Genomic DNA, 8,148 nt, shown 5'->3' on the forward strand with positions numbered 1-8,148 from the left:
CGGATGCAGCCCGATTACGTTATCATCGGGGAATCATCGAGCTTGCAGCTAAAGCGAGGTCAACGCGGACGAGCTGAAATTGTTGTGGAAACGTTCGGAAAGCCGGCTCACTCTAGTAACCCAGAAAAGGGTGTTAATGCGGTTTATCAAATGATGAAGCTTATACAACATATTCAAGCGTTGCCCCTTTCTAGTCATCCAGTACTAGGAAAAGGTATTTTAGAGCTTACGGATATGAAATCAGAGCCATACCCGGGTGCTTCTGTCGTACCTCACTATTGCAGGGCAACATTTGATCGGAGAACGCTTGTCGGGGAAACGTGGGAGTCAATTCTTGCTCCAATTGAAGAATTAATTGCTAAGCTAGAGCAGGAAGATTCCACATTTCATGCGGCAGTGAGCTATGCAAAGGGGAAAGAACGCTGCTATACAGGTGCTGAAATTACAGCAGAGAGATTTTTCCCAGCATGGTTAATGGAGGACGAGGATCCGTTTGTCCAAGCAGCGCTTCAAGGGCTGAAAAAGAGCGGGCTGCAGCCCTCACTTACTCATTATGCTTTTTGTACGAATGGTAGTCATTATGCAGGCGAAGCTGGTATTCCGACGATTGGTTTTGGTCCATCTGAGGAATCGCTAGCACACACAGATGATGAATACATTGAAACGGAACAATTAGCTGCTGCTACACTTGGTTACTATGGAATTATGGAAGCATTATTTAATAATTCTAAATAAAAATAACAGAATATTCTGTGAATGGAGGACGTTATGTACAATTTACTATTAACCCATGCCAAAATTATCGATGGTACTGGTTCGCCTTGGTTCTATGGCGATCTTGGTATTAAGGGAGATACCATTTCTGCAATTGGAAAACTATCTGGTGCCTTAGCCAAGCAGGTTATTGATGTGAAAGGGAAAGTGGTGTGCCCTGGTTTTATTGATATGCACACACATTCTGATTTGTTCGTCTTAGAAAAACCGCTTATTGAAGCAAAAATCCGTCAAGGAATTACTACAGATCTTCTTGGTCAGGACGGAATTGCTGCTGCACCGTTACCTAGTGAATACGTAGAAACGTGGAGAAAGAATTTGTCAGGTCTTGATGGGACTCCTGATATCGAATGGGATTGGAGAGATGTTGATAGTTATTTGACGAAAATTGATAAGCTTCAACCTAGTTATAATCTCGCATTTTTAGTCCCGCATGGCAATATTCGGATGGAAGTCATGGGTCTAGCTAACCGTACAGCAACAGATGAAGAAATAGAGAAAATGAAAGAAGTACTTCGACTGTCACTTGAACAAGGAGCATGCGGATTATCAACAGGACTAATCTATCCTCCTTGCTGCTTTGCGGATATGAGAGAGCTTACTGCCTTGTGTTCCGTTATTGCAGAGTATGGTGTCCCACTTGTCATTCATCAGCGCAGTGAAGGTGATGAAATTATCGAGTCCATGAATGAATTAATCGATATGATGAAGGAAACGGGTGCTCATCTTCACTTTTCTCATCTTAAGGTGTGCGGAAAGAAAAACTGGCATAAAACGGATGATGTGCTAGCAACCATTGATAAAGCTCGCAGCGAAGGTGTTGAAGTTACGTTTGACCAATACCCATACACAGCTGGAAGTACAATGCTAAGCGCTATTCTTCCACCATGGGCTCATGATGGCGGAACGGAGAAACTACTTTTACGCTTAGCAGATCAGGAACTACGTAACAAAATGAAGCAGGAAATGGAAACCGGTTATCCGGGATGGGATAGCATGTCTGAGTGGGCAGGCTGGGACGGCATTATCATTACTTCGGTTGTATCAGAGGAAAATCAGCATCTTGTTGGAAAAAATGTGATAGAAATTACTACATTGCTTGGAAAAGAAAACCCGGCAGATGTTGCACTGGATCTTATTCTAGCCGAGAAAAATGCAGTCGGCATGATTGATTTTGTTATGAGTGATGAGTATGTTTCCAAAATTATGGCACATCCGGCTGGGACGATTGGTAGTGATGGTTTGCTAGGAGGAAAACCGCATCCGCGTGCCTACGGCTCCTTTCCACGGGTGTTAGGCAAATATGTCAGACAAGAAAACGTTCTTCCTCTACATGAAATGATTCGCAGGCTGACATCTCAGCCAGCGAGAATTATCGGTTTGCAGGATCGTGGAATCATTCGAACAGGTATGAAGGCTGATCTAGTTGTATTTGACGAAGAGCAGGTTATTGATACAGCAACCTATACAAACTCTCGTCAATATCCAGAAGGTATCGATTATGTCATTGTGAACGGGAGTATCGTTATTGACCACGAGATTACAAATGAGACTTATTCTGGACAAGTTCTTCGCAGATTTTATGAGCAAACTACGGCTATTTCAAAGTAAGGTAAGAAATTGAGGTAAGGAGGTTTCGCACAATGAGACTATGTATTATTGGTGATACGGTTGTGACTGTAATGAGGTAGAATTTTGACGAAAAAACACCCCACCTACCTTAATAGTAAATGGGGTGTGAATTCTATTATTTAAGCTTAAAGCCTTGCTTTAGAATGGTTGGTTGAATGTTTGGATAGTAAATACCTTGGTAGAATCCAGCAATCATGGATGACCAGTTACGATCTTCTTTGCCGCCTGTACGTTCTTTCATATAAGCAGATATCGTTTCGTCATATGCATCAACGAAGGCTTTTTGATCTTTGTTGTAACTTTCCTTGTGATGAATCGCTTCAGGTTGCAAGCGTGGTTTTTTCGCAGAAAGATCTGCTGGATGACCGACTACAAGACCGCATACTGGGAATACATATTCTGGAATATCAAGTAGGTCAATTAATTCTTGTGGATTTCTTCTAACCCCGCCTATTGGCACAATGCCAAGGCCAATTGATTCTGCATATGCGATAGCGTTACCCATAGCAAGACCAACATCTGTTGCACCAACAATAAGAGATTCTACTCCGTCTGTAATGCCAAGTGGTAAACCATTTTTGTCAGCAGCAATTTTAGCACGGTAGAAATCTGCACAGAATACAAGGAAAACAGGTGCTTGTGCAACCCACGGTTGACCGCCAACATATTCAGCAGCCTTTGCTTTCTTTTCAGGATCCTGGATACTAATGATTGTTAATTGTTGACCATTGATAGAAGTTGGGGCTGCTTGTGCAGCTGCAATAATTTCGTTTAATTGTTCTTCAGACACAGGTTCATTTGTGTAGCTACGGATAGAACGGTGGTTGGTTAATGTTTTCAAAACTTCATTCATAATTTGATTCATCCCTTCAAGTTGTATAATCAGTTCCTTTGTTAGGAAGAGTTACATACGTTTAAATTCTGGTGCTGCTGCTAATATCTCTTGGGCATACTTTCGAAAGCTTATGTAATGTGGTGTTTTACTATGCATGGCTAGCATTTCTTCACTTTCCCATTGCTCTAACATAACAAAATGATTTGGTTTTTCCACATTTTCATATAAATTGTAGTCCATATTGCCATTTTCTTTGCGAGAGGCTTGCAGTAATAATGCCATTTTCTCTATAAATTGATCATGAAATTCTGGCTTTATTTGCATAAAACCTTGGATTGTAACCATTTTGTTGGCCTCCTACTCTCTTAATGTTCGATAAATATCGAACATTAAGAACTATAGCACGACATTTTTAAATTCGCAACGATTTTGCATGCTCGTTGCGAGCAGCAGGTGATTATGATACAGTAACCATATGAAAATACCTTCTCAACCAACCATTGATGAAATAAAATTAACGACTACGCTGCACGCACTAAGTGACCCAATTCGTTTGTTTATTGTCCGAAACTTGGCTGAAACAAAGGAACAACACTGTGCCTCTTATTGTAATTTGAATATATCAAAATCTACATTGTCACATCATTTTCGTGTGCTTCGGGAAGCAGGGGTAATTCAAGTCCGTATAGAGGGAACACAACATTTTTACTCACTCCGGACGGATGAATTAAATAAGTTGTTCCCTGGATTGTTAGCATCTATTTTACAAGTTAAATCCTCAAATATTTAAAATGGGGAGCGATAGAAGAACCACGTACCGGTGTATAGGTGCGTGGTTTTTCTTATACTAAAAATTGCTTGTTAAGTAGGAACACAACCGCCTACTACTGGGAATAAACTCTACTATGTGAATAATAATATGTAACCGTTTTGTTTTTCTTACTTTATAATTAAACCATTAGAATAGTTTATGTTATGAGGTGGGATAAACGATGGAAATGAAGCCTAAGCTACAACTTGAAAAAACGATAATGGAGCGGGTATTGGATTTACTTACAGCAATTTTGTTGATAAGTATCATTCTAGATGTTGTTATGATATGGAAGGAACTTCCGCAGTCTATTCCAAAGCATTTTAATATGTATGGGACACCGGACAGTTTTGGTGGGAAGGAATCTCTTATCGCTATTTTAATTGTGCCAACGCTAGTATTTATATTGTTTACTATTTTGAGTAAATTTCCACACACTTTTAATTATCTTGTTAAAATTACTGAGGAAAATGCTTACGATCAGTATAAAAATGCACAGTTTATGATGGGATGGCTCAAGTTTGAGCTGGTGCTTCTATTTGTTTACAATGACTGGATGACGATTGAAATCGCTCTTGGGCGAAGAGGTGGACTAGGAACCGTGCCGCTTATTTTAGAGCTAACAAGTGTATTTGTGACAATCGGAGTGTTCCTTCTACGAAGCTATCGGCTTAAATAGTAGGGGAAGCTGCATTAAGCAGCTTCTTTCTGATTCTTCCGTTGCACATATATAAGTCGAATCAGTAGAAATGTTGCACCAAATGCTAGGCCTATAATGAGACCAATCCAATAGCCCTTGGCTGCTAATTCAGTGAAATTAGCAAGAACGTACCCAAGTGGTAATCCAATTACCCAATAGGCTACAAGTGTCATAATGAGAGCGGCATTTACGTCCTTATACCCGCGCAGTGCCCCTTGTACCGGCGTTGCGATGGCATCTGATATCTGAAATAGAATCGCAAACAATAGAAATTGTCCGGTGAGTCTTTGAACAGTTGCATCATTACTATAAATGGCTGCAACTTGATCATTAAAAAGAAAGATGATAAGCGAATACAAGAGAGCGAATAGTAGGGCAAAGCCAATTCCTATGAAACTATATGTTCTTGCATCTTTCATTCTACGTGCACCAACTTCGAAGCCAACGGCAATAGTAAGTGTCATAGAAATGCTAAGAGGAGTCATATATAGCATCGAAGCAAAATTGATTGCAGACTGATGAGCAGCAATAGTGGCTGTATCAAATCGACTCATAAGTAACGTAACGGCTGCAAAAATACTCGTCTCGAAAAAAATAGCAAAGCCAATCGGCACGCCGAGTTTCAATAGTTCCTTCCATTTTGAAATATTCAATTTGTATAGTTTATGGAAAATACGATAGCTAGAAAATGGGTGGCTACGATGAATAATAATGATAGCGATTGCTAATATGCACCAATATGTAACTGCCGAGGCGATTCCAGCACCAACCCCTCCCAGTTGTGGCATTCCAAGATGCCCAAAAATAAAGGCGTAATTAAGAATAATATTGATGGGCAATGAACATACGGTAATCATCATGGAAACTCGCGTTTTTCCAAGGGCGTCAATAAAGCACCGGAGTACCGTATAAACGAATAATGGTATAATACCAAACGCCAACATATGCAAAAAGTCACCTGCGACTTGACGAACATGAGGCTCCAAATTCATTGCATGCAAAATTGGTCCTACTGAGAACATACCGACGATTATAATAGCGACAGCTATGCCAACAGCAAGATAAATTGCTTGCATAATGGATGGAGCTACATCTCCTGTTTTTTTTGCACCGGTCAGCTGGGCGACAATCGGGGTTACTGCAAGTAGTATACCTGTTAGTCCCGTGTTTACAGGTAGCCATATACTGGAGCCAATCGCAACACCTGCTAGATCTGCGGAACTAGCATGCCCAGACATGGTTGTATCAAAAAATGTCATCGCAAACAAAGCGAGCTGGGTAATAAAAATAGGTAAAAATAAAAGAATAAATTGTCGCATCTTATGAAGTTGAGTGGTTGTTTCTTTCATAAAAGTCCTTTCTTAATTAGAGAAATACAAGGCGTGCAAAAAAAGACTGGCTACCTGAAATGGTTATGATTAAGGTAGCCCAGCTTCGAATATGTACAAGTTGCTTTTATTTTTGCACAGCTGGAGGAAGAAGAGAAATCACTGTTTTTCTATGGTCATCTTTTCCTGCTTCAATATCTAGGTTTGTCACAAAATAAAATTCGTGTTCTTCATCGAAGTCTATTTCAGTAGGAAGTGTGGTTTTAAAAGGAAATGATTTCGTTTCATTTGGTGCAATTACAAAGTAATCTTTCACCACAGGTATGACAGAAATAAGTAGCTGTTCACCCATCGTTAAATCTGAAAATCCACGATATAACTCTACGAAGATGGTTTTAATACGTTGTTCTACTTTTCCGCCTCTTACAATGACTGTCCCTTGAATCGTTTCTCCTAATCGAAATGTATCCTCTGGTAATTGTAAGTATACGTCTGCAGCACCTTTACCTAGCTTCGCCATAAATTTTTCTAACATACTAACACTTCCTCTCTTGGTTTTTTGTAAAAAAAAGATAAATCGTGTAATCAAATCTCGAGGCGGTTGCAGGTTAATTTTCAACCTGCAAGTCTATTTGTATTCTATGATACCATATGAAAATCATTTTCCAAGGTAACTATGATCTATCTAGAGGGGGAAATGGTATATGATATCGAATTGGAGTTATCAGAACGAGCATTAGATTTCTCGCAAATATGCGCATAAAGGTAGAAAGCACAAAAAAAATTATGCGGAAATTGACAGAATCATGTAATATTAAAAAGTATGAAATTTTTGATACAAAATGTACATATGAGGAGGCAACCATCTTGGTAGAATGGTTAATAGGTCTTATACTTGGGACCGTAGAAGGATTAACGGAATTTTTACCTGTTTCTTCAACAGGGCATATGATTCTTGTAGGTCATCTTCTTGGATTTGAAGGAGATAAGGCAAAGACATTTGAGGTTGTAGTGCAATTGGGATCGATATTAGCGGTTGTCGTTCTATATTGGAAGCGTCTATGGTCGCTATTTGGAATTGGCCGTAAGGTAAATGGTCCATCCTTGAATTTAATTCATATTTTGATTGCTATGATTCCAGCAGGTCTTGTTGGTGTTGTATTCCGCGATCAAATTAAAACGGTATTGTTTGGACCGGGACCGGTTGTAATTAGTTTAATTCTCGGTGGTATTTTAATGATTGTTGCAGAACGATTTGCAAAGAAAAATCCAAGTATATCCAAAACGTTAGATGATGTTACTTATAAGCAAGCATTTATGATTGGCTTGTTTCAATGTTTAGCACTTTGGCCTGGTTTCTCCCGTTCGGGTTCTACAATCAGTGGTGGTATTTTGACCCGTGTTTCTCATAAAGCAGCAGCAGAATTTACTTTCATTTTGGCTGTTCCGATGATGATTGCGGCAACAGGTCTTGATTTAGTGAAAAGCTGGCACTTTTTAACCGCTGCAGATATTCCGTTATTTGCAGTTGGCTTTATTGCTGCTTTTGTTGTGGCAATGGTTGCGATTGTGACCTTCTTACAACTGTTACAACGCTGGAAGCTAACACCGTTTGCTTATTATCGCTTTGCAGTTGCAATTTTATTTTATTTCTTTGTCATTATGTAATACAAAAAGGTGCTAACGTTGTTGGCGCCTTTTTTCATATTTTCCTTCTATCAGTTCGCTACCGTAAAATCTTTTTGTCATAGTATAGTTATAGTGACGTTTCGCTTTTCATGATGGCTAGGTTGTGCTATGTTTATACATAATTAACTTGAATGTAATGAATAATTGATTATAGATGATTGGTGTAAGGTAGGGGATTGTATGCTTCGGCGTTTATTTCATACGTGGGGAATAGGAGCTGGACGAATAAAGCTCGCTCTTACAAAGGATATATGGAAGCAAGGAGAATGGCTACAAGGTTACATACGTGTAACAGGAGGTTCAGAGCCATTTCAAGATGTGCGTGTAGAGCTAATGATGACACTTGTTACGATGCGAGGAAGAGAATATACGAGGACAG

General features: G+C 39.5%; 10 protein-coding genes. 6 read left to right on the forward strand and 4 right to left on the reverse strand.

Annotated elements, in window-relative coordinates; translation table 11 throughout:
• Both AC11ZT_RS07085 and AC11ZT_RS07090 read left to right on the forward strand, forming a co-directional pair.
• A partial coding sequence (locus AC11ZT_RS07085) for a M20/M25/M40 family metallo-hydrolase (RefSeq protein WP_484058925.1) occupies window positions 1–735 on the forward strand: 735 nt, incomplete at its 5' end.
• A gap of 33 nt (window positions 736–768) precedes the next feature.
• Window positions 769–2,385, forward strand: a complete 1,617-nt coding sequence (locus tag AC11ZT_RS07090) for an N-acyl-D-amino-acid deacylase family protein (RefSeq protein WP_484058926.1) — start codon at window positions 769–771, stop codon at window positions 2,383–2,385.
• Between the two features lie 136 nt (window positions 2,386–2,521).
• On the opposite strand, the gene AC11ZT_RS07095 is transcribed toward AC11ZT_RS07090, so the two are convergent.
• On the reverse strand, window positions 2,522–3,259 hold the full coding sequence (locus tag AC11ZT_RS07095) for an NADPH-dependent oxidoreductase (RefSeq protein ID WP_484058927.1): 738 nt from the start codon (window positions 3,257–3,259) through the stop codon (window positions 2,522–2,524).
• A 51-nt stretch (window positions 3,260–3,310) separates the two neighbouring features.
• A complete protein-coding gene (locus tag AC11ZT_RS07100; RefSeq protein WP_484058928.1) occupies window positions 3,311–3,586 on the reverse strand; it encodes a putative quinol monooxygenase in 276 nt (91 codons plus the stop codon).
• Window positions 3,587–3,716: 130 nt separating this feature from the next.
• Between AC11ZT_RS07100 and AC11ZT_RS07105 the strand changes: the two genes are divergently transcribed.
• On the forward strand, window positions 3,717–4,031 hold the full coding sequence (locus AC11ZT_RS07105) for an ArsR/SmtB family transcription factor (protein WP_484058929.1): 315 nt from the start codon (window positions 3,717–3,719) through the stop codon (window positions 4,029–4,031).
• A gap of 202 nt (window positions 4,032–4,233) precedes the next feature.
• Window positions 4,234–4,731, forward strand: a complete 498-nt coding sequence (locus AC11ZT_RS07110; protein ID WP_484058930.1) for a DUF1648 domain-containing protein — start codon at window positions 4,234–4,236, stop codon at window positions 4,729–4,731.
• Window positions 4,732–4,745: 14 nt separating this feature from the next.
• Here the strand turns inward: AC11ZT_RS07110 and AC11ZT_RS07115 are convergent, their stop codons facing one another.
• Window positions 4,746–6,101 (reverse strand): MATE family efflux transporter, encoded by a 1,356-nt coding sequence (locus AC11ZT_RS07115; RefSeq protein WP_484058931.1) that lies wholly within the window; start codon window positions 6,099–6,101, stop codon window positions 4,746–4,748.
• Between the two features lie 106 nt (window positions 6,102–6,207).
• Entirely contained in the window at window positions 6,208–6,615 is a 408-nt protein-coding gene (locus AC11ZT_RS07120) for a sporulation protein (protein WP_484058932.1), read from the reverse strand.
• Between the two features lie 332 nt (window positions 6,616–6,947).
• Between AC11ZT_RS07120 and bacA the strand changes: the two genes are divergently transcribed.
• Both bacA and AC11ZT_RS07130 read left to right on the forward strand, forming a co-directional pair.
• Complete coding sequence (gene bacA / locus AC11ZT_RS07125; protein ID WP_379968739.1) at window positions 6,948–7,748, forward strand: undecaprenyl-diphosphate phosphatase; 801 nt, start codon at window positions 6,948–6,950, stop codon at window positions 7,746–7,748.
• A gap of 201 nt (window positions 7,749–7,949) precedes the next feature.
• Window positions 7,950–8,148 (forward strand): sporulation protein (locus AC11ZT_RS07130; protein ID WP_484058933.1); only part of this gene is annotated, 199 nt, incomplete at its 3' end.

Source organism: Ectobacillus sp. (assembly GCF_056992975.1).